This window comes from Massilia puerhi, assembly GCF_009861485.1.
In genome coordinates this window covers 493,049-518,369 of sequence record NZ_WOFW01000001.1, presented here as the reverse complement: position 1 = coordinate 518,369, position 25,321 = coordinate 493,049, and the positions used below count along the sequence as shown (strand labels likewise).

The window sequence follows — 25,321 nt, the reverse complement described above, 5'->3', positions numbered from 1 at the left end:
TTTCTTGTCGCGATGCATGCGCTCGCTTTACCAATATGCCATTGCCCAGGCGCACTGTACAGAACGCTCGTTCGCGAATTGGCGAAGGGGGAGATGCCGTTGTGAAAACGCTACAGGATGACGCGCGAAGACAGCGGAAAAGCGGCTTTTCGATACCACTCCATGCACGAAGGATGAGGTCGATATCCCGCTTTGCGCAGGGTCAGAACGTGTGATTGATGCCGATATCGTACTGCCGGATCGTGGCGGGATTGGCCGGCAAGCCCGTTTTGCGCGAGGCGTCGATATACAGATAGGTGCGCGCCGACAGGCTGTATTCATAGCCCAGCGATAACTGCTTGACCTTCTCGAGGCCGTCAGCATCTTTTTGGCCATACCCTGCGAGGAATTTACCAGGCCCCAAGGTGTAGTTCGCCCCCAGCACCCATGCGGTGGTGTCGGTATTGAACAGGCGGGTATGGTCTTCGTCCAGCCTGGTGAACGTGCCCATCAGCTTCAGTTCCGGGGTCGCATGCACCGAGGCGCCCACCGACCAGACCGTCGATTCGATCGCATTGCGTTCATAAGCGGCCATCAGGGCCGCTGGCCCGTCGTGGTAGGTGGCCGAGACCGAGAACGGCGTGGCCGAGGCCTCGGCGCCGGCCGGGTATTGCGGCGCGCCGGCGCTGCCGCGGCCGATGATGGCGACGGCACCATTGTTTTCTTTAGTGGCGAGCGCGGTATTGAGCTGGAAGCCACCCATGACCGGCGAGTCGTACCAGACCGCGTTCGACCAGCGGTTGCCGGAAGCGCCGACCGGGTCGAGCGGCTGCGAACTGTAGCCGGCGACACTCAGGTCGGTATGGAAGCCGCCCGCGGTCGGGATCGCATGGAATGGCTCGAAGTGTCCGATGGTGTCGTGGAACGGGGTCAGGCCGCGGCCGATGCGCAGCGTGCCGAAGCCACCCTGCAGGCCGACCCGGCTCTGGCCCTGGAAGAGCGCGCGCCCGTTGCCGCCAGGGCCGACCTCGCTGCTGCCGGTATCCGGCTCGTAGCGCATTTCGAGGTGAAACAGGGCTGTGAAACCATTGCCCAGGTCTTCGGTGCCCTTGAAGCCGAGGGTGTTGGCGGCGCGCTTGCCGATGCTTACCTCCTGGCCGCTGCGCTTGACGACGCCGGCATCGAGATTGCCGTAAACCTGCACCGACGTCTGCGCATGGGCCGCAGCGGCGCAGGCGCCCAGCAGTGCGACAGCCAGGAGGGAATGCTTCATCGGTCGAAAATTCCCCAGGTCGAGGTGGATGCGGGCAGCGGGCATGGCGCGCCGGGAACGCCACCTTCAGTGTTCCGGATATCGGGGCGGGCCATGTGGCCAATTATCAGTGGCGTGCTTGGTAAATTGCTAATCAATCCAATCGTGCTGTTGTATTTTTGAAACGTATGCGCGCGAAGGCGCGTGGCGCGCGTTGGCGCGTCGCCAAGGCGGCCGGTTTCATCGGTTTAACTCTGCTTTGCGACGCGTCAACTCATCGCCCAATCGAATCGAATCGCCGTCGGCGGCGGCTTAGACTTTGGCCTCTACATATGGAGACGACGGGGATTGTCAATACCTTGTATATTGGCAAACTTCGCCAGGCCGACTGGCCGTGAAATCGTCGCCGTTGTGTGTTGCCGACTCACTTATTACATGTATTCCAACGATGGCTAACCGCGAAGAATTGGCGATCATTCGCAACGCCCGCGCCGGGCAGGTGGCGGCCCAGCTCGAGCTGGGCAAGCTGTATTTGTTCGGCAGCGCCGGACTCCCGCAGAGCTTGCCAACCGCATTGCACTGGCTCGAACGCGCGGCCCGGCAAGACTGTCCGCCAGCCTGGCAGCTGATCGGCAATCATATTCCTCTCGAGCTGGCCCAGCGCAACGCAGCCGCCGTCGCCCAATGGTACGAGCGCGCCTATGACGACGGCAGCCTGCATGCCGGCCTGGTCTACGCCCAGCTGGTGCTCGATGCGCAAACGACAGCCACGCCGCACCCCAAGGCGGTGCAGGCGCTCGAGGATGCGGCGCGCGCCGGCTTTGCACATGCGCAATGGATGCTGGCGCAGCGCCAGGACAACGGGCCGGCCGCCCAACCGGGTGCGCGAACGGCGCCGCCCGATGCGGCGCGGCAAACCACGCATGCCCCTGAGACCGGTGCGCGCATGCCGGGCCGGCCGCCGGCGCCAGCGCCGCAGCGGCGTGCGCCGCCGCATGGTGCCGGCGCGCCGCACGACGCCGCACTCGATGCCGCCTGGACGGCGCGCCGCCTGGACGACTACCTCGCGCACGCGCTGCCGCGGGCGCGGGCGCTGGCGGGCGAACGCGGCGAGCAGGGCGAGATGCGCCGCTTCGCCCCAGACGAAATCACCCTGCTGTCGCGTTGCGCGCGCTTGCTCGATCCGGCGCTCGACGGCGTGAGCGGCCTGGCGGCGCTCGATGCCGGCGCCGTGGCCGCGCTGTGCCAGGCGGGCGAACCGGCCGTGTTCTGGGAACTCGCCGCAGCCGAGCACGATCCCCACGCCCAGCTGGCGCTGGGCCTGCGCTGCGCGCGCATGCGGGTCGACGGCAGGCGTTGCACCGTGGGCGCCAGCCAGGCCCACGTGGCCAATTTCAAGAAGGCGATCCGCTGGTTGACGCTGGCCGGAGAACAAGGCCTGGCCGAGGCCTGGTATGCGCTGTCGCGCATCTATATCAAGCCCGAGTTTTCCCAGCGTAACGTGGCCGATGCCCAGCGCTACCTCGAGCGGGCCGCCGAGATGGGCTATCGCGACGCCCAGCTCGAGTGCGGGCACAATGCCTGGCGGGCGCGCCGCGAGAACGAGAACAACGATGTGCGCGCCGTGTACTGGCTGCAAAAGGCGGCGGCCCAGGGCTCGCCCGAGGCCGTGGAATTGCTGCGCAAGATCGCGCCGCGCGCCGCGAGCGCGCCCTATACCGAGACCGGCCGGCTGCTCGACAGCCATGCCGACGCGCTGGCCGCGCATCCACTGCTGGCCGCGCGCATCGAACTGGCGGCGCTGTTCGACCTGTCGCGCGCCGAGGCGCTGCTGCTCGATGTCGGCGCCGCCGACCAGGGCCATTGCCTGGTCATCGATATCCGCGCCAGTTACGGCCGCAGCAAGCGGCGGCTGGTGATGGTCGATTCGGCGCACGAGCGCCAGGTACTGGACCGCATCGTGCACCTGTTCGAGCAAGTCGATTGCGGCCCGAGCGGGCCCGAAGGAAACTACCGGCAGCGCCTGTACCGGCTACGCACCGTGCTCAATGTGGCGCTGCCCGGCAACGACGATGACGGCGGCGGCGACATCGAGCTGGCAGCCTGAAGCGCCAGCTGATCAGATCCCGCTCAAACCGTCGTGGCGTAGGGTGGACGGCTCCGCCGTCCACGCGTTCAAATCCCAGTGGCCCAGTGACGAAGCCGCCGTTGTTTGAACGCGTGGACGGGGGACCCGTCCACCCTACGCTGCCGTTAACATCGCCGCATCACGCTCAGACCTCGATCTCGCCGTCGAACACCGACACGGCCGGTCCGCTCAGGTAGACCGGCTGGCCCGGTCCCGCCCAGGCAATACTGAGCTCGCCGCCCCGGGCCGACACCCGCACCGGCGAATCGAGCAGGCCGCGCCGAATGCCGGCCACTACCGCCGCGCAGGCGCCGGTGCCGCAGGCCAGCGTCTCGCCGGCGCCGCGCTCATGCACGCGTAGGCGGATATGCTGGCGGTCGACCACCTGCATATAGCCGGCATTGACGCGCTTCGGAAAACGCACGTGGTGCTCGATCAGCGGGCCGGTCTGTTCCACCGGCGCCGCGTCGACGCTATGCACCACCTGCACCGCATGCGGATTGCCCATCGAGACCACCGAGATCTGCACGGCTTCGCCGCCCACCGGCAGCGGCCACAGCGTGTCCTGGCCCTCGGGCTTGCCGTTCAGTCCGGCGCTGTCGAACGGCACCTCGGCCGGATCGAGGCGCGGCGCCCCCATGTCCACCGTCACGCTGCCGTCGTCTTCCAGGCGCGGGCTGATGATGCCCGACATGGTTTGCACGCGGATCGTGCGTTCGCGGGTCAGGCCTTGGTCGACCACGAAGCGGACAAAGGCGCGCGAGCCATTGCCGCATTGCTCGACTTCGCCGCCATCGTTGTTGAAGATGCGGTAGCGGAAGTCCACACCATCCTGCTCTGGCCGCTCGACCACCAGGATCTGGTCGGCACCGATGCCGAAGCGGCGGTCGGCCAGGGCCCGCCATTGTTCCGGGCTCAGGTCGACCTGCTGGTTGATGGCGTCGACCACGATGAAATCGTTGCCGGCGCCGTGCATCTTGGTAAATTTCAGTTTCATGCGCGTTCCGTCCTGCTCAGTCGTACAGCGAAGCTTCACCCGGCGGCCGGGTCTTGAAGCGCTTATGGGTCCAGAAATATTGCTCAGGCGCTTCGCGCACGCGTTCTTCGATGAAGGCGTTCATGCGGCGGGTCGCTTCGACCATATCGTCGCCCGGATAGTTCTCCCAGGCCGGATAGAAGCGCACGCGCCAGCCCTGGTAGTTGGGCAGGTAGGTGGCGATCACCGGGATCACCTTGGCGCCGGTGGTCGCGGCGATGCGGCCCAGTGCGGTCAAGGTCGCCGCCTGCACGCCGAAGAACGGCACGAATTCGGCATCCTTTTCGCCGAAATCCATGTCCGGCAACATGAAATAGGGCAGGCCGTCGCGCAGCGCGCGCAGGATCGGCTTGATGCCTTCCTTGCGCGTTACCAGGCGTACCGGGCCGTAGCGTTCGCGGCCATGGCGCAGCAGGCGGTCGAAGGCCGCGTTTTTTTGCGGTACGTACATGCTGCACACCGGGATCACGCGCGAGGCGACGCCGGCCACGTCCAGGCACACGAAGTGCGGGCACAGCAGGATGGTGGGGCCGTCTTCCATCGCGGCTTGCGGCACCGCCGGCTCGACCTGGATCAGGCTGCGCACGCGCTCCTCGGGCGCCCACCACAGGATCGAGCGCTCGACGATGCTGCGCGCGTAGGCGCGGAAGTGGCGGCGCGCGATGTCGCGCCGTTCTTTCTCTTCCAGCTCGGGCATGGTCAGGCGCAGATTGGTCAGCGCGATATGGCGCCGGCGGCCCATGATCATGAACATCAGGCTGCCGATCGCTTCGCCAATGCGGCCCAGGATGGGCAGCGGCAAGAAATGCAGCAGCCACAGGATTCCAAGCAAGAGCCTCATGCCTTGACCTCGCCCTCGGGGCCGGCCACGCCGTCCGGCTGCTTGTAGCGGTTATAGCTCCAGAAATACTGGGCCGGCGCACGCGCAATCAACTGCTCCATGGCGCGGTTGATCGCGGCCGCCTGGTCGGCTGCCGAGCCGCCCAGGTCGCCATCGAACGGCACGAAGCGCACGATATAGCCGGCGCCGTTCGGCCGCCGTTCGGCGTACACCAGCAGGATGTCGGCCTTGCCCAGTTGCGCCAGCTTGGCCGGCAGGGTCATCGTATAGGCGTTGCGGCCGAAGAAGGGCGCCCATACGCCTTCGCCTTCCTGCGGCACCTGGTCGGGCAGCAAGCCGATCGGCTGGCCGCTCTTGAGGGTCTTGGCCAGGATGCGCACGCCCGACAGGTTGGCCGGCGCCAGGTGCAGGTTGTGGCGCGCGCGCGCGCCTTCGACCAGCGGCCTGAGCGCATCCTTGCGCGGCGGACGATACATGACCGTCAACGCCGTCTTGAGCGCGATCTGCTGGGCCGTCATTTCGAAGCAGCCCAGGTGTGGCGTCAGGAACACAATGCCGCGGCCGGCGTCGAGTTTTTCCTGGACCAGCTCCCAGTTCTCCACCGTGGCATGCCTGGCAACCCGCTCCGGCCGGGCGCACCACACGAAGGCGAGCTCGATCGCGGCCTTGCCGGCCTCGGACACAGCCTGCTTCCAGTAGGCGTCATAGCCGGCCTGGGCCAGGTTGGCGCGCAGGCGGCGCCGGTACGACGGCGACAGCCAGTACACCAGCCAGCCCAGCGCCGCGCCCAGGGCGTGCAAGAAGGACAAGGGGAAAATTGATAATATTCGGAAAATGACTACTAGCATGTCGATTGATGGGTGTCGAAGCGTGTCCGCATAGCGCGTGCGTTTCCACACCAAAATTCCAAGGAAGCGTAAAATACCACTTTATGCTGGATCCGCCGAGTTAACAGACAACTTGCGAAGCGGAATATAAATTTCGCTAAAGCGTCGCAGGCAACGGTTGCTGCGGCAATTCTATGTAATCAGTAACTGGAGCCTCCATGTCGAACGACTACCTCTTCACTTCCGAATCCGTTTCCGAAGGCCATCCGGATAAGGTCGCTGACCAGATTTCCGACGCCATCCTCGACGCCATCCTCGAGCAAGACCCGACCGCGCGCGTTGCCGCCGAAACCCTGTGCAACACCGGCCTGGTGGTGCTGGCCGGCGAGATCACCACGCACGCCAACGTCGACTATATCTCGGTGGCCCGCAATACCATCAAGCGCATCGGCTACGACAATACCGATTTCGGCATCGACTACAAAGGTTGCGCCGTGATGGTCTGCTACGACAAGCAGTCGCCAGACATCGCCCAGGGCGTGGACGAAGGCGCCGGCATCGATCTCGACCAGGGCGCCGGCGACCAGGGCCTGATGTTCGGCTATGCCTGCGACGAAACGCCAGAGCTGATGCCAGCGGCTATCTATTACGCGCACCGCCTGGTCGAACGCCAGTCGCAGCTGCGCAAGGATGGCCGCCTGCCGTGGCTGCGTCCGGACGCAAAATCGCAAGTCACCCTGCGCTACGTCGACGGCCGTCCGGTCGCCGTCGATACCGTGGTGCTGTCGACCCAGCACCACCCTGAAGTCACCCATTCGCAGATCGAAGAAGCGGTCATCGAAGAAATCATCAAGACCACCTTGCCGCGCGAGTGGCTCAAGGAAACCCGCTTCCTGGTCAACCCGACCGGCCGCTTCGTCATCGGCGGCCCGCAGGGCGATTGCGGCCTGACCGGCCGCAAGATCATCGTCGACACCTACGGCGGCGCAGCCCCGCACGGCGGCGGCGCGTTCTCGGGCAAGGATCCATCCAAGGTCGACCGTTCGGCCGCCTATGCCGCACGCTATGTCGCCAAGAACATCGTCGCCGCCGGCCTGGCGCGCCAGTGCCAGGTGCAGGTCAGCTACGCGATCGGCGTGGCGCGCCCAATCAATATCACCGTGTACACCGAAGGCACCGGCGTGATCCCGGACGAGAAAATCGCGGCTCTGGTCAATGCGCACTTCGACCTGCGTCCGAAAGGCATCGTCCAGATGCTCGACCTGCTGCGCCCGATCTATACCAAGACCGCGGCCTACGGCCACTTCGGTCGCGAAGAGCCTGAGTTCAGCTGGGAACGTACCGACAAGGCAGCCGAGCTGCGCGCAGCGGCCGGCCTGGCATAACGTAGGGTGGACGGCTCCGCCGTCCACGCGTTCAACCGGTGCATGCGCTGTCCGGACGCATGGGCGGCGGAGCCGTCCATCCTGCATCACATCATTTCATCTTTCTGCAAGCATCCCCGCCGTCCTCCAGGCGTGCTAAACTACCCCGTTCCGAGGAGCGTTGCGACAAAGAGTTCCCCTCTTTGCCAGGCTCGGATATCCAGCAACTGCGCTCACGTTACTTTTTTCTAAACATTGAAAGGAGGGCGTGATGAACGCCGTACTCAAAGATTCCCAAGACTATATCGTTGCCGACATCTCCCTGGCTGCCTGGGGCGAGAAGGAAATCCGCATCGCCGAAACCGAGATGCCGGGCCTGATGTCGATCCAGGAAGAATACGCCGCGACCCAGCCGCTCAAGGGCGCGCGCATCGCCGGTTCGCTGCACATGACGATCCAGACCGCGGTCCTGATCCGCACCCTGGAAGCGCTGGGCGCCACCGTACGCTGGGCATCGTGCAATATCTACTCGACGCAAGACCACGCCGCCGCGGCCATCGCCTCGGTCGGTACGCCTGTGTTCGCCATCAAGGGCGAGACCCTGGACGAATACTGGGAATACACCCACCGCATCTTCGAGTGGCCTGGCGACAACCACGCCAACATGATCCTCGACGATGGCGGCGACGCCACCCTGCTGCTGCACCTGGGCGTGCGTGCCGAGAAAGACATCTCGGTGCTGGACAAACCGGGCTCGGAAGAAGAAATCTGCCTGTTCAACGCGATCAAGGGCCGACTGGCGCGCGATCCGTCGTGGTACTCGAAGCGCCTGCCGGAAATCAAGGGCGTGACCGAAGAAACCACCACCGGCGTGCACCGCCTGTACCAGATGCACCAGGAGGGCAAGCTGGCCTTCCCGGCGATCAACGTCAACGATTCGGTCACCAAGTCCAAGTTCGACAACCTGTACGGCTGCCGTGAATCGCTGGTCGACGGCATCAAGCGCGCGACCGATGTCATGATCGCCGGCAAGATCGCCGTCATCGCCGGCTATGGCGACGTCGGCAAGGGCTCGGCCCAGGCCATGCGCGCCCTGTCGGCGCAGGTGTGGGTTACCGAAATCGATCCGATCTGCGCACTGCAGGCGGCGATGGAAGGCTACCGCGTCGTGACCATGGACTACGCCGCCGAATTCGGCGACATCTTCGTCACCTGCACCGGCAACTACCACGTCATCACCGAGCAGCACATGCTCAAGATGAAAGACCAGGCCATCGTCTGCAATATCGGTCACTTCGACAACGAAATCGAAGTCGCCGCACTCAAGAAATATGAGTGGGACAACATCAAGCCGCAGGTCGACCACGTCATCTTCCCGGATGGCCATCGCATCATCCTGCTGGCCGAAGGCCGCCTGGTGAACCTGGGTTGCGGCACCGGCCACCCGTCGTATGTGATGAGCTCGTCGTTCGCGAACCAGACCATCGCCCAGATCGAGCTGTTCATGAACACCGCGCAATATCCGGTGGGCGTGTACACGCTGCCGAAGAAGCTGGACGAAAAAGTCGCGCGCCTGCAGCTCAAGAAGCTCAACGCCCAGCTGACCACGCTGACCGAAGAGCAGGCGAACTACATCTCGGTGAGCCAGGAAGGTCCGTACAAGCCGGAACACTACCGTTACTGATCGGTAGCGCTTTATTAGTATTGTGAAACGTCCTTCGGGACGTTTCTCTTATCCACCATCGGGCGCTTTACGCCGCTGTCGCGCCCGCGTACCACGAAAGTCTGTACCGATGCGCTTGCTGATTACCTGGCTGATCAATGCCGCAGCCCTGATGGCCCTGCCTTACCTGATGCACTCCGTCGAAGTGTCCAGCATCGGCACCGCCCTGATCGCGGCGCTGGTCCTGGGACTGGTCAATACCCTGATCCGTCCCGTATTGGTGATCCTGACCCTGCCGGTCACCCTGGTCTCGATGGGCCTGTTCATCCTGGTCATCAATGCCTTGCTGTTCTGGCTGGTGTCGAATGTGGTCGGCGGCTTCGAGGTCGCGGGTTTCTGGTCGGCCTTCCTGGCAGCCATCCTGTACAGCATCATTTCGTGGGCGCTCTCTACCTTGCTTCTCTCCGACAAAGATGGAAACTCCTGATTTCAGTATCGAGTTCTTCCCGCCCAAGACGCCCGAAGGCGCCGAGAAACTGCGTATCGCCCGCGAAAAGCTGGCCGATCTGCAGCCCAAGTATTTCTCGGTGACGTTCGGCGCCGGCGGCAGCACCCAGCAAGGCACCCTGGCGACGGTGCGCGAAATCCAGGCCGCCGGCCACGAGGCCGCACCGCACCTGTCATGCATCGGCGCCACGCGCGACTCGATCCGCGACGTCCTCCAGCAATACAAGGACAGCGGCATCCGGCGCGTCGTGGCCCTGCGCGGCGACCTGCCGAGCGGCTATGGCGGCGCGGGCGAACTGCGCTATGCCAGCGAACTGGTGGAATTCATTCGCCAGGAAACCGGCGACTGGTTCCACATCGAGGTCGCGGCCTATCCCGAGATGCATCCGCAGGCACGTTCGCCGCAGGACGATCTGCAAGCTTTCGCGCGCAAGGTGCAGGCCGGGGCGAATGCCGCCATCACCCAGTATTTCTACAATGCCGACGCCTATTTCCAGTTCGTCGACAATGTGCGCAAGCTGGGTGTCGATGTGCCGGTCGTGGCCGGCATCATGCCGATCACGAACTATATGCAGCTGATGCGCTTCTCGGATATGTGCGGCGCCGAGATTCCGCGCTGGGTGCGCCTCAAGCTGGCCAGCTTCGGCGACGACAGCGCCTCGATCAAGGCTTTCGGGCTGGACGTCGTGACCGGGCTGTGCGAACGGCTGCTGGCCGGTGGTGCGCCGGGGCTGCATTTCTACAGCATGAACCAGGCGGCGCCGACGACGGCGATCTGGCAACGCTTGCGGGCTTGAGTGGCTGCCTGAACGCGTGGACGGCATAGCCGTCCACGCGTCCAGGCGACCTCCGCCCTGCCGCGCCGTTTTATTCCTCGGTAATCACCCTATCCAGGGGCACGTCATGCGTATCGCCGACAAACGCGACCAACTGGCACCCATACGCAATCCCCACCGTACAGGGCCTGGGCTCCGGCGCCAGCGTCCGGTCATAGAAGCCACCCCCATACCCGACGCGATACCCCTGCGGATTGAACCCCAGGCACGGCACCAGTAAAGCCGGCGGGCGCGCCACCATCCGCAACTCGGCCGGTACCGCCACCCCCAGCCGGTCGGCCACGGTCGCTTCACCGGGTACCCACTCGGCAAATCCCAACGGTGCATCGCGTTCGATCACCACCGGCAATGCCAGCCGTACGCCCGCCTGAGCCAATTGCGCGTAGGCTGGATGCAAGTCCGGCTCGCCCGCCAGCGGCCAGTACACGCCGAGCGCCGCATGCGGATTGGCCTGCCACCAGGCCAGCACCCGCGCGCCGATGCGCTCGTCCCAGGCATGCCTGGTGGCCGGGTCGATCGTGCGCCGCAGTGCCTTGAGCGTGCTGCGTAGCAGCGCTTTATCCTGTTGCTTCGGGCCAGTGTCTGGTAGAGCCGTGGAGGTGCGTGGTATTCTTGGTTCGCCGGTCATGGTTTCAATGCAGCGTAATGTGAGAGTGGTGGATGTATCAATCGAAATTGTCCGCCGGCCTGTTGCCGGTTGCTATTGCCCTTGTTCTGTCCTGCGCACTGCCTGCAGGCGTGATGGCCCAGGAAGACCCCGATGCACCCGCGCCCGAGGTGGCGCTGCCCCCGATACCGGCCGGTGCGCCCTCGGTGCCCGGCGCCGGCACGGTCGGCGTTCCCGCTGCCGGCGGGCCGGCCATGGTGGCCGACAGCCGCGCCGATGACGACAACTTCCTGCTGCTGCGCGAAGCCGCGCGCCAGAACGATGGCGCGCGCGTCAATGCGATCGCCTCGCGCCTGTCGTCAAATTACTCGCTGGCATCCTACGTCGACTATTATCGTCTGAAACCCCGGCTGCGCGATGCCATCCAGGACGAGGTCCTGCAGGTGCTGCGCCGCCATGAAGGTACGGCCGTGGCCGCGCAACTGCGCGCCGAGTGGCTGCTCGAACTGGGCAAGCGGCGCGAATGGAATACCTTCGAACGCGAAGCCGGCGAGCTGGCCCAGTCCGGCGGCGTGCAGGTGCGCTGCTACGCCTTGCTGGCGCGCGCCGAACGCGGCGAGCGGGTGGCCGACGAAGCGCGCGCCCTGCTCAAGGCCCCGGCCGGCTATGGCGACGCCTGCGGCGGCCTGATCGCGCAACTGGCCGGCAATGGCCAGTTCACCCAGGCCGACCTGCTGTGGCAGCTGCGCATTGCCGGCCTGGACAATGCCACCGGCCCCGCACGGCGCGTCGCCGTGCTGCTGGGCCTGCCCGAAACCCGCGCCACCCAGGCGGTCGACATGCCGGCGCTGGCGCTGGCGCGCGGCATCGGCGCCAGCCGCGCCGAGCGCGAACTGTACCTGGTGGCGGTGGGGCGCATGGCGCGCACCACGCTCAGGATCGCCGTCGCCAGCCTCGAAAAACACGGCCCGCGCCTCTCAAGCGAAGAGCGCGCCATCGGCTGGGCCAATGTGGCGCTGGCCGCGTCGATCGCGCTGGCGCCCGAGGCGCATGGCTATTGGGACCGCGCCAAGGGGGCGCCCCTGACCGAATTCCAGATGCAGTGGAAAACCCGCATGGCGCTGCGCCGCGGCGACTGGAAAGAAGTGCGCGCGACGATCGAGGCGATGCCGTCCAACCTGCGCGCCGATTCCACCTGGATCTACTGGCTGGGCCGCGCCCTGCAGGCCGAGGGCCGCACGCAAGAGGCGCGCGCGCTGTGGCAGGGCATCGCCGCCCAGACCACCTTCTATACCCAGCTGGCGTATGAAGAGCTGGGCAACCAGATCGTCGCGCCGCCGCCGGTGGCGCCGATCACGGCGGCGGAACTGGCGCAGGCGACCAATAATCCGAGCCTGCAGCGGGCCTTGAAGTTCTATCGTTTGAGCTTGCGCGCGGAAGGCAACCGTGAGTGGAACTGGGGCTTGCGCGGGCTGTCTGAACGTCAGCTACTGGCCGCCGCCGAGCTGGCGCGCCGCAACGAGCACCTCGACCGCATGGTCGAGACCTCGCTGCGCACGCGCACCGAGCTGAGCTACGACCAGCGCTTCCCGGCGCCGCATCTCGAGGTCCTCAAGCCCACCGCCCAGGGCCTGAGCCTCGATAAAGCCTGGGTGTATGGCCTCATCCGGCAAGAGTCGCGCTTCATCCGCGACGCCCGTTCGGGCGTCGGCGCCTCGGGCCTGATGCAGGTGATGCCCGCCACCGGCAAGTGGGTGGCGGCCAAGATCGGCCTGGATAATTTTGTGCACACCATGCTCAACGACCTGCATACGAATATCACGCTCGGCGCCAACTACATGAACATGGTGCTCGAGAACTTTGAAGGCTCGCAAGTGCTGGCCACGGCCGCCTACAACGCCGGCCCGGGCCGTTCGCGCACCTGGCGCGGCCGGCTCGACGCGCCGATGGAAGGCGCGATCTTCGTCGAATCGATCCCGTTCACCGAAACGCGCGGCTATGTGCGCAACGTGATGGCCAATGCCACCAACTATGCCTCGATCTTCGAGGGCAAGCCGCAGTCGCTCAAGGCGCGCCTGGGCACGGTCAGCCCGCGCCCGGGCAGCGCATCCGTACTGGACTGAACAGGAGTATCGCCATGAGCGCGCGGCCTCTGGATGTGGTGCTGATCGGCGGCACCGGCTTCATCGGCCAGCACCTGGCCGCGCGCCTGTCCGACGATGGCGTCAAGGTGCTGGTGCCGGTGCGCCACTACGAGAGCGCCAGGCAGCTGACGGTGCTGCCGGGCGTCGATGTCGAGGTCGCCAATATTCATGACGACCTGGTCTTGCGCAAGCTGCTGGCCGGGCGCGACGCCGTGATCAACCTGGTCGGCGTGCTGCATGGCGGCCATGGCCGGCCGTACGGCGCGGGTTTTCGCCACCTGCATGTCGACCTGCCGCGCCGCATCGCCGCGGCCGCCCTCGATGCCGGCGTCGCGCGCTACCTGCACATGAGCGCGCTCGGCGCCAGCGCCAACAGTCCTTCCATGTACGGACGTTCCAAGGCCGATGGCGAAGCCGCCGCGCGCAGCCAGCCGGCGGTGGCGGCCACCATCTTCCGCCCGTCGGTGGTGTTCGGTCCCGGTGACCATTTTCTTACCATGTTCGCGCGCCTGCAGCGCCACCTGCCGCTGGTGCCGCTGGCAGCGAGCCGCGCACGTTTCCAGCCGGTGTACGTGGGCGATGTCGCCGCCGCCTTCTCCATCGCCCTGGCGCGGCCAGACACGCGCTGCGCCACGATCGAGCTGGGCGGCCCGGCGGTCCATAGCCTGGGCGAGCTGGTACGCCTGGCCGGGCGCTACGCCGGCCGCGAGCGGCGGGTGGTCGGCCTGCCCGACTGGGCGGCGCGCCTGCAGGCCGGGCTGTTCGAACTGCTGCCGGGCCAGCCCCTCGTCAGCCGCGACAACCTCGATTCGATGCTGGTCGATAATATCGTGGCCGCCGACACCCGCGCCTTGACAGCCGAGGCGCTCGGGATCAAGCTCACGGCGATCGAGTCGGTCGCCCCGCACTATCTCACGCGGCACGACCGCCTCGCCGACTACCGCAGCCACGCCGGACGCTAAACCACCAACGACCAACCATGCAGACCATCGAACGCGACCCCATCCTCGCCCGCACGCTCGACGTGACCCGACACCCCGGTTTGACCCTCATCATCGGCAACAAGAACGTGTCTTCCTGGTCGATGCGGCCCTGGGTCGCGGCGGTCGCCTTCGGCATTCCGTTCACCGAGGTGCGGGTCTTGCTCGACCAGCCCGACACCGCCAACCAGATCGCGCGCTATTCGCATGCGGGCCGGGTGCCGGTGCTGATGGCGGGCGACATGACGGTCTGGGACAGCCTGGCCATCACCGAATACCTGGCCGAGCAATTCCCCGACAAGCACATGTGGCCGCAAGACGTGGCCGCGCGCGCGCTGGCGCGCTCGATCGTGGCCGAGATGCATTCCGGCTTCGGCGAGCTGCGCAATACGATGTCGATGAATATCCAGGCGCGCCTGCCGGGCCGCGGCCGCACGCCCGGCACGCAAGCCGACATCGGCCGCATCTGCGAGATCTTCGAAGACTGCCTGTCGCGTTTCGGCCATCATCAATTCCTGTTCGGCGAGTTCTCGATCGCCGACGCCTTCTATGCACCGGTGGTGTGCCGCTTCCAGACCTATGGCGTGACGCTGGCGCCGGCCCTGCAGGCCTATTGCGAGCGCGTGCTGGCCCACCCGGCGGTCGCGCGCTGGGTGCGCGAAGCCATGGCCGAATCCGATCCAACGCCGCTGCACGACGCCGATTTGCCGGGCGAGTGACGATGCGCAGCTATGTCGTCGGCGGCGCCGTGCGCGATGCCTTGTTGGGCCTGCCCGTGAAAGACCACGACCACGTGGTGGTCGGCGCCACCCCCGAGCAAATGCTCGAGGCGGGTTTCCGCGCCGTCGGCAGGGATTTCCCGGTCTTCTTGCATCCCAGGACGCACGAGGAATACGCACTGGCGCGCACCGAGCGCAAGACCGCACCCGGCTACCATGGCTTCGTGTTCCATGCCGCCCCTGACGTCACCCTCGAGCAAGACCTGGTGCGGCGCGACCTGACCATCAACGCCATGGCCCAGGCCGAGGACGGCAGCATCGTCGACCCGCACAATGGCCGCCAAGATCTTGCTGCGCGCCTGTTCCGGCACGTGTCCGATGCCTTCGCCGAAGACCCGGTGCGCATCCTGCGCATCGCCCGCTTCGCCGCACGCTTGTCCGAATTCACGGTGGCCCCCGAGACCAATGCCCTGATGCGGCGCATGGTCGAGGCGGGCGAGGTCGACGCCCTGGTGCCCGAGCGCGTCTGGCAAGAGCTGGCGCGCGGCCTGATGGAAGACAAGCCGTCGCGCATGCTGGCCGTGCTGCGGGACTGCGGCGCGCTGGCGCAACTCTTGCCCGAACTGCCGGCGCTCGATACGCCTACCGGCGCATCCCTGCTGCGGGCGCTCGACCGCGCCACCACGCCTGACCATCCGCTCGAGGTGCGCTTTGCCGTCCTGATGCGCTACCTGGATGGGGTCGACGCGATCCAGGCCGTGTGCAAGCGCCTCAAGGTGCCCAATGAATGCCGCGACCTGGCCGTCATGACAGCGCGCGAGCGCGACGCGCTGCGTCAGGCGGCCGCACTGCCGGCCGAGGCGATCGTGACACTGTTCGAGCGCAGCGATGCATTCCGCAAGCCTGAACGCTTTGGCCGGATGCTGCTGGCCGCCGAATGCACAGCGACCTTGCTGGCGCACGCCCTGGACGCGGCGCGCGCCGTGAACGCGGGTGAGATCGCGGCGCGCCATGCCGACCACAAACACCAGATTCCGATAGCGGTTCATCAAGCACGTGTCGAAGCAGTAACACTGTTGTTGCACCAAACCAACTGATACCGGCGTATTTACTGGTTTTGGTTACATGAAGTTACATGGTCTGTGCAGTGCGGGCCATCGTTTTGCTATCCTGCAATATGTAAATTGTTGCGTTGGAGAAAAACGATGTTCACCTTGTCGGTATGGCGAGCAGGTTGGGGCCGCCGCCGCCGCATGCTGCTGGCCAGCCTGGCGATCCTGTTCATGAGCGCGGTGCTGGTGTTTCTCTACATCCGCACCGATGCCGTCGACCCCGAAATCCGCAACAGCGTCATGCTCAACCTGCGCGAGCTGGAAAAGCTCGACGCCGAATGGGATGCCAACATCCTGCGCGCCCATACCGGCCGCGCCTCCGCACCACTCGACCTGGGCGCGCAACTGCCACGCATGCACGACCTGATGGCGCGCCTGGGCGATACCCTGCCGCTCACCGGCGACACTACCGCCCAGGCCGCCTATGCCCAGCTGCAGGTTGCGCTGCGCGGCAAGGAACAGCTGGTCGCCCAGTTTGCCCGGCACAATCCGCCGCTGCGGGCCGCGCTGCTACACATGCCGCCGGCCGTGGCCGACCTCAAGACCGAGATTTCCGGCATCGAAGGCGCCCTGGCGCCGGCCCGCATCGTGGTCCGGCTCGACTCCACCCTCAATGCGCTGTTGACCGAGACCCTGCGCTACAACATCGCGCCGAGCCCGGCGCTGGCGGCCCGCATCGACGAGATCCTGGGCGACGTCGCGGCCCAGCAGATCGCGTTTTCCCCGGCGGTGATCGACAAGATGGACGCCGTGATTGCCAGCAGCCGGGTGATCCTGGCAAAGCGGCCGCTGGAAAACCTGCTCGAGGCGCAGATCGCCGCCGCCGGCAGCGACCTTGCTCTCGATCGCCTGGAGCGCGGGTTCGACCATTCCTTCGATGCCGTGCTGCTCGAGCGCCAACGCTTTCGTGGCTACCTGTTCGCCTACAGCGCGGTGCTGATGCTGTTGCTGGTGTATGCCGGCGCCCGCCTGCGCAGCAGCTACCGCATCATCGGCGTCGTCAACCGCCGTCTGCAGGCCGCCAACGAGACCCTCGAACAGCGCGTGGCCGAGCGCACCGCCGAACTGGAGGCGCAGTCGCGCCAGCTCGAGCGCCTGGCCCAGCACGACAGCCTGACCGGCTTGATCAATTACCGCCAGCTGACCCGCCTGCTGGAGCGGGCGCTGGCGCGCGCCGAGCGCCGCGACAGCGTGGTGGTGCTGATGTTCATCGACCTCGATGGCTTCAAGGCGGTCAACGATACCCTGGGCCATGCGGCTGGCGACCAGGTGCTGCAGATGGTCGCGCGCCGGGTGGGCGCGAAGCTGCGCGCCGAGGATGCGCTGGCGCGCCTGGGCGGCGACGAATTCGTCATCCTGCTCGAAGACGTGGCCTCGGAGAGTGGCGCGCTGCGGGTGGCGCGCCTGGCCCTGGCCGAAATCGAATCGATCACCGAGGTCGACGGCCATGCGGTGACGATCTCGGCCAGCATCGGCATCGCCAGCGCGCGCGGCCAGATGGGCGCCGCACGCGGCCAGGAAACCTTGCTGGCCGATGCCGACAAGGCCATGTATGCGGCCAAGCAGTCCGGCAAGGGGCGTTTCGTGGTCAGCCCGGAAGCGCAATGGCTGGGCCAGGACATCCCTTCGGAACTGGTGCTGGCCGATGCCGCGCGCGACAATACGGCAAGCGCCGACCCGATCGGCTAGAATCGGAAGGTTGCAGTACGTGAAGGTATCGAGATGCTGGACAATCCGTTACGCCGCTGGCTCCAGGGCCTGAGAGGCAAGAAGGGCCAGCTGCCGGTGCTGGTCAAGGAACTTGGCGAGCGCGACCGCCGTCGCGTGCTGCGCCACCTGCTGGCGCTGGACAGCAACGACCGCCTGCTGCGCTTCGGCAGCATGGTCCCGGACGCGCAGATCGCCGCCTATGTCGACAAGCTCGATTTCTCGCGCGATATCGTGTTTGGCGTGGTCAACAATGTATTCCAGCTGGTCGGGATGGGCCACCTGGCGTTCGCCTCGGCCGAGGGCCGCAAGTCGACGACCAAGCAGCAGGTGGCCGAGTTCGGCGTGTCGGTGTCGGCATCGGCGCGCGGGCAGGGCGTGGGCACGCGCCTGTTCCAGCGTGCGGCGATCCACTGCCGCAACTCCGACGTCGACACCTTGTACATGCAGTGCCTGACCTCGAACCAGACCATGATGCATATCGCCAGGAAGGCCGGCATGCGCATCAAGCGCGAGTATGGCGAGGCCGACGCCCACCTCGAACTGCCGCCGCCCAGCCCGGGCAGCGTGATGGCCGAGGCGCTCGAAGAACAGTTCGCGGCGATCGATTACACGGTCAAGGCCAATACCAGGGCGGCGATGAAGTTCTTTACTCCCCGCAAGCCGCCGCAGGGTTGATCCTCGTCAACAGAACACGGTTACAGCGATAATTCATATAAGTAATACGTTTACGTATTACTCAATAGCGGTTAACATGATGGCTAACGGCGTAATATCCTTCATCACGCCGTCCAGAGGAGCCTTCCATGCTAGCCCCAATCCTGGTCAAGACCGTATCACTAAAGATGCCTCAAGATCTCGTTGATGAGACTGAGAGCTTCGCCAAAGCAAGTCACAAGCAAGTGTCCGAGTATATCCGTGAGGCTGTACGCGAAAAAAATGAGCGGCAGTTGGCTGAGCGGATCAGGTTCTTGGCCGCGAAATTTTCAGCCGAAGCCGAGTCGATGGATGAGGAATTTGACGCGGCTGTCGGAGACGGTCTTGCTAAAAGTTAAACGCGGGGAAATCTGGCTGGTCAACCTGAATCCTCAAGGCCATCCTGAAGAAATCGCAAAGGATCATCGGCCTTGTGTCGTTCTCCAAGCGGATTTGCTCAACGCTGCCGGTTACTCGACGACTGTCGTCATCCCATGCACTTCCGTGACTTATCGCGATGAGAATGGCGATGGATTTCCGCTGAAGGTAGGCGTAGGGAGAATCCAGAAACCCGGATACGCGCCAGAGGAAACGGACGCGCTGATCACATCGATCAGGTCCATCTCCAATAAACGTTTTCAAGGCGACAGGCCTATCGGGGTTGTCTCACGTAATCTCATGAAGCGGGTCGAGGATGCGCTGAAAATCATCCTCGGGCCGATGTGAAAGCGCTCGCGCACCGAACGAACACCTCACACCAGCGGCATCGCCGTGGTTTCCTTGATCCGCTGCAGCGCAAAGCTCGACTTCACGTCCAGCACCGCCGGATGCTTGAGCAGGGTGCCCATCATGAAGCGCGAAAAATGTTCCATGTCACCGACATGCACGCGCAGTAGAAAATCCATGTCGCCAGTCATCGCATAGCAGGCCACGACCTCGGGCCACGATCCCACCGACACCGCGAAATCGTTTCGCGGCGACGTCGCCGGCAAGCCTGGCTCGCGGGTGGCGCTGGCCACCTCGCTGTGCTTTTCCAGGCGCACATTCACATACGCCAGTAGCCCCAGCCCGATCTTGTCCGGATCGAGCAGCGCCACGTACTGGCGAATCACGCCGGCTTCCTCGAGCCGCTTGATGCGGCGCAGGCAGGGCGAGGGCGACAGGTTCACCCGCTCGGCCACGTCCTGGTTCGACAGCCGGCCGTCGCTTTGCAAGATCTCCAGGATCTTGCGATCGGTTTTATCCAGTTCAATCTTCGACATACCCACCCCAATCGTCACTTATATGGGGCAATTTTATTGCGCAATTCAAGAGGATGGGGGAATTGTTTGGAATTTAATGCTTGGGGGGCAGGTCTATACTGGCTCACAAACGGCAAGCGCCTGGTCGTCGCAGTATCGAGCACGACGGCGCCTGGCAGCGAGATGCAGGAAATGCGCCGCTGCGCCGACTTCCGCGATGAGAAACCTGGAGACACCCATGAACGCACCCACGGACCGCGCCCACCTGGCGTTGCCGCAACCTTCCCCGCACGACATCACGCTCGACGACAAGTGGACGCTCGAGCGCGGCCGCGCCTTCATGACCGGCACGCAGGCCCTGATCCGCCTGCCGATGCTGCAGCGCGAGCGTGACGAGAAGGCTGGCCTGAACACCGCCGGCTACATCACCGGCTACCGCGGCTCGCCGGTCACCTCGGTCGACCAGACCGCGATGAAGGCCAAGAAACACCTCGACGCCCACCACGTCAAGTTCCACCCCGGGATGAACGAGGACCTGGCCGCGACCGCCGTCTGGGGCACCCAGCAGACCAATCTGTACAAGGATGCCAAGTACGACGGCGTGTTCGCCATGTGGTATGGCAAGGGCCCGGGTGTCGACCGCTGCGGCGATGTGTTCAAGCACGGCAACAACGCCGGCTCGTCCAGGCATGGCGGGGTGCTGGTGCTCGCTGGCGACGACCACGCGGCCAAGTCGTCGTCGACCGCCCACCAGTCGGATCACATCCTGACCCACTGCGGGATCCCGGTGCTGTACCCGTCGTCGGTCCAGGAATACCTCGACTTCGGCCTGCACGCCTGGGCCATGAGCCGCTACACGGGCCTGTGGGTGTCGATGAAGTGCGTGACCGACATCATCGAGTCGGGCGCCGTGGTCGACCTCGATCCGGACCGGGTCCAGATCGTCACACCGACCGACTTCCAGCTGCCGGCCGACGGCTTGAATATCCGCTGGCCGGACGCCGTGCTGGACCAGGAAGTTCGGATGAGCAACCACAAATGGTATGCCGCCCTGGCCTATGCGCGCGCCAATAAACTCAACCGCATCATCTGGGACAGTCCGCAGCCGAAGATCGGCATCATCACCGCTGGCAAGAGCTATCTGGACACGCGCCAGGCGCTGGCCGACCTCGGCATCGACGAACAGGCCGCGCGCGACATCGGCCTGCGCCTGTACAAGGTCGGCATGACCTGGCCGCTGGAAGCCGAAGGCGTGCACGAATTCGCGCGCGGCCTCGATGAAATCCTGGTGGTCGAGGAAAAGCGCCAGGTGATGGAATATGCGCTCAAGGAAGAGCTGTACAACCTGCCCGACGGCGAGCGTCCGCGCGTGGTCGGCAAGTTCGACGATACCGGCGAATGGAGCAACCGCAACCGCATGGGCCATGGCGACTGGCTGCTGCCGGCGACTTATGAACTCAATCCGGCGCAGATCGCGCGCGCCATCGCCTCGCGCATCTCGCACTACTGCGCCGGCCATCCGGTGGCCGAGCGGGTCAAGGAACGCATCGCCTTCCTCGAGGCGAAGGAGCTGGTGCTCAAGAATATCCCGGCCAAGGCCGACCCGCAGACCGACCGCATCCCGTACTTCTGCTCGGGCTGCCCGCACAACAGCTCGACCAAGGTGCCGGAAGGCTCGCGCGCCATGGCCGGCATCGGCTGCCACTACATGGTGTTGTGGATGGACCGCGAGACCTCGACCTTCACCCATATGGGCGCCGAGGGCACGACCTGGATCGGCCAGTCGCCGTTCACCGACGAGAAGCACGTGTTCGTCAACCTGGGCGACGGCACCTACTTCCATTCGGGGATCCTGGCGATCCGCGCGGCGGTGGCGGCCAAGGTCAACATCACCTATAAAATCCTGTACAACGACGCGGTCGCCATGACCGGTGGCCAGAACGTCGACGGCCCGCTCGACCCGGGCATGATCAGCCGCCAGATCGCGGCCGAGGGCGTCAAGCCGATCATCGTCGTCACCGACGAACCGGACAAATACCCGAGCGACTATGCCTGGGCGCCGGGCACCACGGTGCGCCACCGTTCCGAGCTGATGGACGTGCAGCGCGAGTTGCGCGAGATGCCGGGCGTGTCGGCCGTGATCTACGACCAGACCTGCGCCTCCGAGAAGCGCCGCCGCCGCAAGAAAGGCGAGTTCCCCGACCCGGCCAAGCGCGTCGTGATCAACGAGGCCGTGTGCGAAGGCTGCGGCGACTGCTCGGTGCAATCGAACTGCCTGTCGGTCGAGCCGCTGGAAACCGAACTCGGTCGCAAGCGCCAGATCAACCAGTCCTCGTGCAACAAGGATTATTCGTGCGTGTCGGGCTTTTGCCCGAGCTTCGTCACGGTCGAAGGCGGTGGGCTCAGGAAGCCCAAGAAAGCCGCCGCCTCGGACGCCGCACCGCCGGCATTGCCGATGCCCGTCATCCCGTCGGTCGAGACGCCCTATGGCATCCTGGTGGCCGGTGTCGGCGGCACCGGTGTGGTCACGGTCGGCCAGATCCTGGCCGTGGCGGCCCACGTCGAAGGCAAGGGCGCCATCGTGCTCGACCAGAGCGGCCTGGCCCAGAAGGGCGGTCCGGTGATGTCGCACGTGCGCCTGGCCGCGCACCAGGCCGACCTGCATTCGACCCGGGTCGGCACCGGCAGCGCCGATCTCGTGATCGGCTGCGACCAGATCGTCAGCGCCAGCCGCGACGCCTTGTCGCGCATGGGCGAAGGCCGTACCCGGGCCTTCGTCAACGCCAGCGCCTCGACCACCGCGGCCTTCGTCAAGAACCCGGACTGGCAATTCCCGGCCGAGGGTTCGCGCGCCGCCATCGTGCAGGCCTGCGGCAAGGACAACGTCGAGTTCTTCGACGCCGGCCAGATCGCCAGTGCGCTGCTGGGCGACGCGATCGCGACCAATATGTTCATGCTCGGCTACGCCTTCCAGAAGGGCCGCGTGCCGCTGCAGGAAAGCGCGCTGCTCAAGGCGATCGAATTGAATGGCGTCTCGGTCGCCTTCAACAAGGCCGCCTTCATGTGGGGCCGCAGCGCGGCGCACGACCTGGCCGCGGTGAGCCGCGCCGCCATGCCGGCCAAGGTGATCGAATTCAAGCGCAGCCAGACCCTGGACGACATCGTCCAGCGCCGCATCGAACTGCTCACCGCCTACCAGGACGCGGCCTATGCCGGCAAGTACCAGGCCTTTGTGGACCAGGTGCGGGCCGAGGAAGCGAAGCTCGGCAAGGGCACCCGCCTGACCGAAGCCGTGGCGCGCTACTTCTACAAGCTGATGGCCTACAAGGACGAGTACGAGGTCGCGCGCCTGCATACCGATCCGGCCTTCCGCGAAAAGATCGGCGCCATGTTCGAGGGCGGCACCACACTCAAGTTCCACCTGGCGCCGCCCTTGATGGCCAAGCGCGACAAGGAAGGCCGCGCCATCAAGCGCGAGTATGGCCCGTGGATGATGAGCGCCTTCGGCGTGCTGGCCAAATTCAAGGGCTTGCGCGGCACCGCCTTCGACGTGTTCGGCCATACCGCCGAGCGCAAGATGGAGCGCGCCCTGATCGGCCAGTACCGCGACACGGTGGCGGCCTTGCTGCCCAAGCTCACGCCTGACAACCTGGCGCAGGCGGTGGCGATCGCCAGCATCCCGGAAGACATCCGCGGCTATGGTCACGTCAAGGAGCGCCACTTGAAGGCGGCGAAAGCGAAGGAAGCGACGCTGGTGGCGGCGTTTCATGCGCCGGGCGTGACGCCGCGCGCGGCTTGATTGACAGGCGCGTGGCTTGAATGACAAGCCGCGCGCCGATGATTATCGCCTTGATATTACTCGTTGTCGGATAGCGTCAAACGTTACAGTTCGAGGTATTCGGCCCCGATTTCGGCGTCTATAATCGGCCAATGAGCTCGCCATTTACCCCCCGCCGCACGGCCCCTTCATTGCGTTTGATTTCCAGCTCGCTCGCCGCGCTGTTCGTCCTCGCCGGTTGCGGTGGTGGCGGCGGCTCGCCGGGTGTGACCAATGCGCCCATCGCGCAGAATCCGCCGCCGACCACGCCGACGCCGCCGACCACTCCGCCGCCAGTGGCCAGCCAGCCGACCCCGGAAGACCTGAACCCGAACCTGCTGGGCGACGCCTACAGCACCTACTGGAACAAGTGCGCCGTCCCGCGCACCGGCCGCGACGCGAGCGGCAAGGCCTACCCTGACGTCCAGGGCACGCTGCTCGACGAACTGAAATTCCTGCGCGCCTGGACCAACCAGTACTACCTCTGGTACAACGAAGTCCCCAACACCTACAAGATGGCCGACTTCACGAGCGCCCTCGATTACTTCGAGGTGCTCAAGACGCCGGCCCTGACGGCCAACGGCCAGCCGAAGGACCGTTACCACTTCACCTACACGACCGCCGAATGGGATGCGATGCAGACCCAGGGCATCGACCTGGGCTATGGCATCACCTGGTCGCGCAGCACCAACCAGGGCGCGCCGCGCACCTGGCTGATCACGGCGGTCGAACCGGGTTCGCCGGCCGCGGCGGCGGGCCTGCTGCGCGGCGACATGCTGCTCAAGGTCGATGGCGTCGACTTCGTCAACGCCTCCGACGAAGCCTCGGTCGACCGCATCAATGCCGGCCTGTTCCCGGCCACGGCCGGCGCCAGCCACCAGTTCACCCTGCAGCGTGGCGGCGTGGCCTATGACGTGACGCTGGCCGGGGCCGAGGTGGTCGAGGCGCCGGTCAAGAACGTCAAGGTGATCGAGACCGCCAGCGGCAAGGTCGGCTACCTGACCTTCGACAGCTTCAATGCGCTGTCCGAAAAGCAGCTGTACGACGCCTTCACCACCTTCAAGCAGGCCGGCGTCAACGACCTGGTGCTCGACGTGCGCTACAACGGCGGCGGCCTGCTGTACCTGGCCAGCCAGCTGGCCTACATGATCGCCGGCCCCGAGTCCACCAGCGGCAAGGTGTTCGAGCAATCGCGCTACAACGACAAGACGCCGGCCTACCAGCCGATCATGTTCCGCTCGACCGCCTGGGGCTTCGCCTCGAACAATCCGCTGCGCACCGGCACGCCGCTGCCGACCCTGGGCCTCAAGCGCGTGACCGTGCTCAGTACCGCGGGCACCTGCTCGGCCAGCGAATCGGTGATCAACGGCCTGCGCGGCGCCGATATCGAAGTGATCCAGATCGGCGGCACCACCTGCGGCAAGCCGTATGGCTTCACGCCGGTACCCAACTGCGGCACGACCTACTTCTCGATCGAGTTCCAGGGCGTAAACCACAAGGGCTTCGGCGACTTCACCGACGGCCTGGCGCCGACCTGCCAGGTGAGCGACGACCTGTCGCGGCCAGTGGGCGACCAGAACGAGGGCTTGCTGGCCGCGGCCCTGGCCTACCGCGCCAGCGGGGCCTGCCCGGTCTCGACCACGGCGCGCGCACGCCAGGTGCCGATGCGGATCGTGCGACCCGAGGTCAAGGAGATCTCGATCCACACCACGCCGGGCGCGCCGCCGCGCTGAACCGCGCGCTGGCCGGATCGGCTGTATTGACGGGCGGCCGGGGACATCCCCGGTCGCCCGTTGTCGTTCCAGAGCGGGGCAGGGCAGGTACAACGGCTGCGGATAACACGTCTATAATCACCGCCTTCCTTT

21 protein-coding genes and 1 riboswitch are annotated in these 25,321 nt (G+C 65.5%); of the genes, 15 read left to right on the top strand and 6 right to left on the bottom strand.

What is annotated here, in order from left to right; all coding sequences use genetic code 11:
* Positions 1-202 precede the first annotated feature (202 nt).
* Positions 203-1,252 (bottom strand): porin, encoded by a 1,050-nt coding sequence (locus GNT67_RS02250; RefSeq protein WP_159628448.1) that lies wholly within the window; start codon positions 1,250-1,252, stop codon positions 203-205.
* Positions 1,253-1,679: 427 nt separating this feature from the next.
* Between GNT67_RS02250 and GNT67_RS02245 the strand changes: the two genes are divergently transcribed.
* Entirely contained in the window at positions 1,680-3,338 is a 1,659-nt protein-coding gene (locus GNT67_RS02245; RefSeq protein WP_159628170.1) for a tetratricopeptide repeat protein, read from the top strand.
* A 166-nt stretch (positions 3,339-3,504) separates the two neighbouring features.
* On the opposite strand, the gene dapF is transcribed toward GNT67_RS02245, so the two are convergent.
* The 3 genes from dapF to GNT67_RS02230 are packed head-to-tail and all read right to left on the bottom strand — an operon-like array spanning position 3,505 to position 6,135.
* Positions 3,505-4,356, bottom strand: coding sequence for a diaminopimelate epimerase (dapF, locus tag GNT67_RS02240; protein WP_159628168.1), 852 nt, complete (start codon positions 4,354-4,356; stop codon positions 3,505-3,507).
* A gap of 16 nt (positions 4,357-4,372) precedes the next feature.
* Positions 4,373-5,236 carry an LpxL/LpxP family acyltransferase gene (locus GNT67_RS02235; protein ID WP_159628166.1) on the bottom strand — a complete coding sequence of 288 codons (864 nt, stop codon included), beginning with the start codon at positions 5,234-5,236 and terminating at the stop codon, positions 4,373-4,375.
* Complete coding sequence (locus GNT67_RS02230) at positions 5,233-6,135, bottom strand: lysophospholipid acyltransferase family protein (protein WP_159628447.1); 903 nt, start codon at positions 6,133-6,135, stop codon at positions 5,233-5,235. The genes GNT67_RS02235 and GNT67_RS02230 overlap by 4 nt, the downstream gene beginning before the upstream one ends.
* A gap of 146 nt (positions 6,136-6,281) precedes the next feature.
* Here GNT67_RS02230 and metK point away from each other — a divergent pair, with 146 nt between their 5' ends.
* From metK to metF, 4 genes are all read left to right on the top strand, one after another.
* On the top strand, positions 6,282-7,448 hold the full coding sequence (gene metK / locus GNT67_RS02225; protein ID WP_159628164.1) for a methionine adenosyltransferase: 1,167 nt from the start codon (positions 6,282-6,284) through the stop codon (positions 7,446-7,448).
* Positions 7,449-7,594: 146 nt separating this feature from the next.
* Positions 7,595-7,669, top strand: a riboswitch (S-adenosyl-L-homocysteine riboswitch).
* Positions 7,670-7,698: 29 nt separating this feature from the next.
* The gene (gene ahcY / locus GNT67_RS02220; RefSeq protein ID WP_159628162.1) at positions 7,699-9,111 is read left to right on the top strand and encodes an adenosylhomocysteinase; all 1,413 of its coding nucleotides are present in this window, start codon (positions 7,699-7,701) and stop codon (positions 9,109-9,111) included.
* Positions 9,112-9,220: 109 nt separating this feature from the next.
* Positions 9,221-9,577: a phage holin family protein gene (locus GNT67_RS02215; RefSeq protein ID WP_147935132.1), complete on the top strand. Its 357-nt coding sequence runs from the start codon at positions 9,221-9,223 to the stop codon at positions 9,575-9,577.
* Positions 9,564-10,394 (top strand): methylenetetrahydrofolate reductase [NAD(P)H], encoded by an 831-nt coding sequence (metF, locus tag GNT67_RS02210; RefSeq protein WP_159628160.1) that lies wholly within the window; start codon positions 9,564-9,566, stop codon positions 10,392-10,394. The genes GNT67_RS02215 and metF overlap by 14 nt, the downstream gene beginning before the upstream one ends.
* A gap of 70 nt (positions 10,395-10,464) precedes the next feature.
* Here the strand turns inward: metF and GNT67_RS02205 are convergent, their stop codons facing one another.
* Positions 10,465-11,061, bottom strand: a complete 597-nt coding sequence (locus GNT67_RS02205) for a 5-formyltetrahydrofolate cyclo-ligase (protein WP_159628158.1) — start codon at positions 11,059-11,061, stop codon at positions 10,465-10,467.
* A 113-nt stretch (positions 11,062-11,174) separates the two neighbouring features.
* Between GNT67_RS02205 and GNT67_RS02200 the strand changes: the two genes are divergently transcribed.
* From GNT67_RS02200 to GNT67_RS02165, 8 genes are all read left to right on the top strand, one after another.
* A complete protein-coding gene (locus tag GNT67_RS02200) occupies positions 11,175-13,163 on the top strand; it encodes a lytic transglycosylase domain-containing protein (protein ID WP_159628446.1) in 1,989 nt (662 codons plus the stop codon).
* Positions 13,164-13,177: 14 nt separating this feature from the next.
* The gene (locus tag GNT67_RS02195; protein WP_159628156.1) at positions 13,178-14,146 is read left to right on the top strand and encodes a complex I NDUFA9 subunit family protein; all 969 of its coding nucleotides are present in this window, start codon (positions 13,178-13,180) and stop codon (positions 14,144-14,146) included.
* A 17-nt stretch (positions 14,147-14,163) separates the two neighbouring features.
* The gene (locus GNT67_RS02190; protein WP_159628154.1) at positions 14,164-14,883 is read left to right on the top strand and encodes a glutathione S-transferase family protein; all 720 of its coding nucleotides are present in this window, start codon (positions 14,164-14,166) and stop codon (positions 14,881-14,883) included.
* Between the two features lie 2 nt (positions 14,884-14,885).
* Positions 14,886-15,980, top strand: coding sequence for a tRNA nucleotidyltransferase/poly(A) polymerase-related protein (locus GNT67_RS02185; RefSeq protein WP_159628152.1), 1,095 nt, complete (start codon positions 14,886-14,888; stop codon positions 15,978-15,980).
* A 108-nt stretch (positions 15,981-16,088) separates the two neighbouring features.
* The gene (locus GNT67_RS02180) at positions 16,089-17,684 is read left to right on the top strand and encodes a diguanylate cyclase (protein WP_159628150.1); all 1,596 of its coding nucleotides are present in this window, start codon (positions 16,089-16,091) and stop codon (positions 17,682-17,684) included.
* A gap of 33 nt (positions 17,685-17,717) precedes the next feature.
* Entirely contained in the window at positions 17,718-18,380 is a 663-nt protein-coding gene (locus tag GNT67_RS02175) for a GNAT family N-acetyltransferase (protein ID WP_159628140.1), read from the top strand.
* Positions 18,381-18,508: 128 nt separating this feature from the next.
* A complete protein-coding gene (locus tag GNT67_RS02170; protein WP_159628138.1) occupies positions 18,509-18,757 on the top strand; it encodes a ribbon-helix-helix domain-containing protein in 249 nt (82 codons plus the stop codon).
* Positions 18,720-19,124, top strand: a complete 405-nt coding sequence (locus tag GNT67_RS02165; protein WP_229407888.1) for a type II toxin-antitoxin system PemK/MazF family toxin — start codon at positions 18,720-18,722, stop codon at positions 19,122-19,124. Before GNT67_RS02170 ends, GNT67_RS02165 begins: the two co-directional genes overlap by 38 nt.
* Before the next feature lie 26 nt (positions 19,125-19,150).
* Here the strand turns inward: GNT67_RS02165 and GNT67_RS02160 are convergent, their stop codons facing one another.
* The gene (locus GNT67_RS02160; RefSeq protein ID WP_159628134.1) at positions 19,151-19,660 is read right to left on the bottom strand and encodes an Lrp/AsnC family transcriptional regulator; all 510 of its coding nucleotides are present in this window, start codon (positions 19,658-19,660) and stop codon (positions 19,151-19,153) included.
* A gap of 217 nt (positions 19,661-19,877) precedes the next feature.
* Here GNT67_RS02160 and GNT67_RS02155 point away from each other — a divergent pair, with 217 nt between their 5' ends.
* Both GNT67_RS02155 and GNT67_RS02150 read left to right on the top strand, forming a co-directional pair.
* Positions 19,878-23,438 (top strand): indolepyruvate ferredoxin oxidoreductase family protein, encoded by a 3,561-nt coding sequence (locus tag GNT67_RS02155; protein WP_159628132.1) that lies wholly within the window; start codon positions 19,878-19,880, stop codon positions 23,436-23,438.
* 170 nt (positions 23,439-23,608) lie between these two features.
* Complete coding sequence (locus GNT67_RS02150; RefSeq protein WP_229407887.1) at positions 23,609-25,189, top strand: S41 family peptidase; 1,581 nt, start codon at positions 23,609-23,611, stop codon at positions 25,187-25,189.
* The last annotated feature ends 132 nt before the right edge of the window (positions 25,190-25,321 follow it).

What these genes read in the sequence shown, in the direction of transcription:
- metK (WP_159628164.1), top strand. Translation starts at nt 6,282, where the DNA reads ATGTCGAACGACTACCTCTTCACTTCCGAATCCGTTTCCGAAGGCCAT.
- GNT67_RS02170 (WP_159628138.1), top strand. Translation starts at nt 18,509, where the DNA reads ATGCTAGCCCCAATCCTGGTCAAGACCGTATCACTAAAGATGCCTCAA.
- GNT67_RS02250 (WP_159628448.1), bottom strand. Translation starts at nt 1,252, where the DNA reads ATGAAGCATTCCCTCCTGGCTGTCGCACTGCTGGGCGCCTGCGCCGCT.
- GNT67_RS02160 (WP_159628134.1), bottom strand. Translation starts at nt 19,660, where the DNA reads ATGTCGAAGATTGAACTGGATAAAACCGATCGCAAGATCCTGGAGATC.
- GNT67_RS02205 (WP_159628158.1), bottom strand. Translation starts at nt 11,061, where the DNA reads ATGACCGGCGAACCAAGAATACCACGCACCTCCACGGCTCTACCAGAC.
- GNT67_RS02195 (WP_159628156.1), top strand. Translation starts at nt 13,178, where the DNA reads ATGAGCGCGCGGCCTCTGGATGTGGTGCTGATCGGCGGCACCGGCTTC.
- GNT67_RS02175 (WP_159628140.1), top strand. Translation starts at nt 17,718, where the DNA reads ATGCTGGACAATCCGTTACGCCGCTGGCTCCAGGGCCTGAGAGGCAAG.
- GNT67_RS02155 (WP_159628132.1), top strand. Translation starts at nt 19,878, where the DNA reads ATGAACGCACCCACGGACCGCGCCCACCTGGCGTTGCCGCAACCTTCC.
- ahcY (WP_159628162.1), top strand. Translation starts at nt 7,699, where the DNA reads ATGAACGCCGTACTCAAAGATTCCCAAGACTATATCGTTGCCGACATC.
- GNT67_RS02215 (WP_147935132.1), top strand. Translation starts at nt 9,221, where the DNA reads ATGCGCTTGCTGATTACCTGGCTGATCAATGCCGCAGCCCTGATGGCC.
- GNT67_RS02185 (WP_159628152.1), top strand. Translation starts at nt 14,886, where the DNA reads ATGCGCAGCTATGTCGTCGGCGGCGCCGTGCGCGATGCCTTGTTGGGC.
- GNT67_RS02245 (WP_159628170.1), top strand. Translation starts at nt 1,680, where the DNA reads ATGGCTAACCGCGAAGAATTGGCGATCATTCGCAACGCCCGCGCCGGG.
- GNT67_RS02200 (WP_159628446.1), top strand. Translation starts at nt 11,175, where the DNA reads ATGGCCCAGGAAGACCCCGATGCACCCGCGCCCGAGGTGGCGCTGCCC.
- GNT67_RS02180 (WP_159628150.1), top strand. Translation starts at nt 16,089, where the DNA reads ATGTTCACCTTGTCGGTATGGCGAGCAGGTTGGGGCCGCCGCCGCCGC.
- dapF (WP_159628168.1), bottom strand. Translation starts at nt 4,356, where the DNA reads ATGAAACTGAAATTTACCAAGATGCACGGCGCCGGCAACGATTTCATC.
- GNT67_RS02190 (WP_159628154.1), top strand. Translation starts at nt 14,164, where the DNA reads ATGCAGACCATCGAACGCGACCCCATCCTCGCCCGCACGCTCGACGTG.
- GNT67_RS02235 (WP_159628166.1), bottom strand. Translation starts at nt 5,236, where the DNA reads ATGAGGCTCTTGCTTGGAATCCTGTGGCTGCTGCATTTCTTGCCGCTG.
- metF (WP_159628160.1), top strand. Translation starts at nt 9,564, where the DNA reads ATGGAAACTCCTGATTTCAGTATCGAGTTCTTCCCGCCCAAGACGCCC.